At 76.0% G+C, this 1,557-nt stretch carries 1 pseudogene; it reads right to left on the minus strand.

Annotated features, from left to right (window positions below):
- A pseudogene (locus ACFTZL_RS44790) lies at nucleotides 1-1,557 on the minus strand (hypothetical protein); the annotation flags it as partial.

The following is a 1,557-nucleotide window of genomic DNA, read 5'->3' on the forward strand; positions in this document are numbered from 1 at the left end:
GGAGCGGACGGGTGCGGGGGCCGCGGACTTACGGCCGCCGCCTCCGCCGCCACGGCGCGACGCGGTCTTCGCGGCCTTCCGTGCCGCCTGGCGCTTGCTGCCCGCCGGGCGGGAGCGCGAGCCCGTGGAGCCGCCGGACGATCCGGCGGGGGCCGCGGACTCGGCGGCCTTGGGAGTGTTGGTCTTGGGTTGCGGCCCCGCGGCCATGGGCGAAGGGCCGTTGCCCGGTGCCAGTTTCGGCGCGCTCGAGGGTCCCGGGGTGGAGACCTTGTCCGGGCCGCTCTCCGGGCCGGGAGTGGTGGCCGGGCCCTTGCCTTCGGAGACCTCGGGGCCACCGGGGGACGTGTCGGGTGCGGGAGCCGTGGTCCCCTGGTCCCCGGCGGTGTCGCGTGGGCCGGTCGTCCCGCCCGCATCGCGCCCGCCCTCGGACTTGTCGGCCTGCTTGTCCTTGCCCTTGTCCGCTCCGGAGTCCGCTTCCTTCCCGCCACTGCGGTCGGGAGCTCCGGCTTCCGGCTTCCGGGCGCTCTCGCCCGCGGCTTCCTTCTCCGCCCCGGTGCTCGACGGTGAACCGGCACCCTGTGTACGGGCGTCCTCGCCCGACTTGGCCAACTGATCGGGTGCGGCGGTCTCACCTGGCCCCGCAGCGGCACCGGTCGCCGCGGCGTCCGAGGTCCGGGCCTCCTCGTCGCGCCGTGCGGCCTCGGCGTCCTCCTTGCGTTCGTCCGACTGCTTCCGGTCCCGGTCCGTCCCGGCGGCGTCGGCCGTCGTGGCCCCACCGGGAGACGCCGTACCGAGCCCACCGCCGATTCCGGACGCGTCGGTCTGCTGCGCGTCAGCCGTACCGCTCAGAAGGTCCTCGAAGGACCCGCTGCCTTCCTCCTCCTCGGAGCGCGCCCCGGCGTCCCGGGAGGTGCCACCGGGCGTGGCCTCCTGCGGCGCCGTGTCCGGCGCTGGGGCTTCGGAGGCGGACGACAGGCTGGGCAGCGGGGCCGTACCCTTCCGCCGCTCCTCGACGAGGTTCGGGTTCTTCGCCGCGTCCGTGTATCCGACGAGGTCGGCATCGGGCACGGGCCGCGCGCCGGCCGCCCCGGCCGTGTCGTCGCCCGCCTCCCGTTCCGTGTCGTCCTGCGCGGGTTCCGCGTCCAGCCCCAACGGCTCGTCATCGGCGTCCTGTTCGTTCTCCGGGTCGCCCACCGCACGGGCCGTTCCGGTGTCCCCGCCGGTCCGGGACCTCTCTCCGGGCTCGGCGCCGCTGCGGTCGACGGTGCCCGGGGCAGGGGCCTGGCGGCGGGTCGCCTCGGACGCGCCCTCGTCCTCGCGCCGCTCCTGCTCGCCGGCCTGCTTCTCGGGCTCCTGGGCGGCCTCGTCCTCGGGGCCGCCCTGGTCCTCGCCGGCGTCGCGCTCGTCCTGCTTGTCCTGGTCCTGCTGGTCGCGTTCGGTGTCCGAGGCGTCCTTGCGTTCGTCGGCGGCGTCCTTCTCGGCGTCCCGGCCGGAGGCGTCCTTGTCCTCCTGCTGGTCCTGCGAGCGCTCCTGCTCGTCCTGGGAGCCCTCCTGCTG

Source organism: Streptomyces sp. NPDC056948 (assembly GCF_042674225.1).
GTDB lineage: Bacteria > Actinomycetota > Actinomycetes > Streptomycetales > Streptomycetaceae > Streptomyces > Streptomyces purpurascens.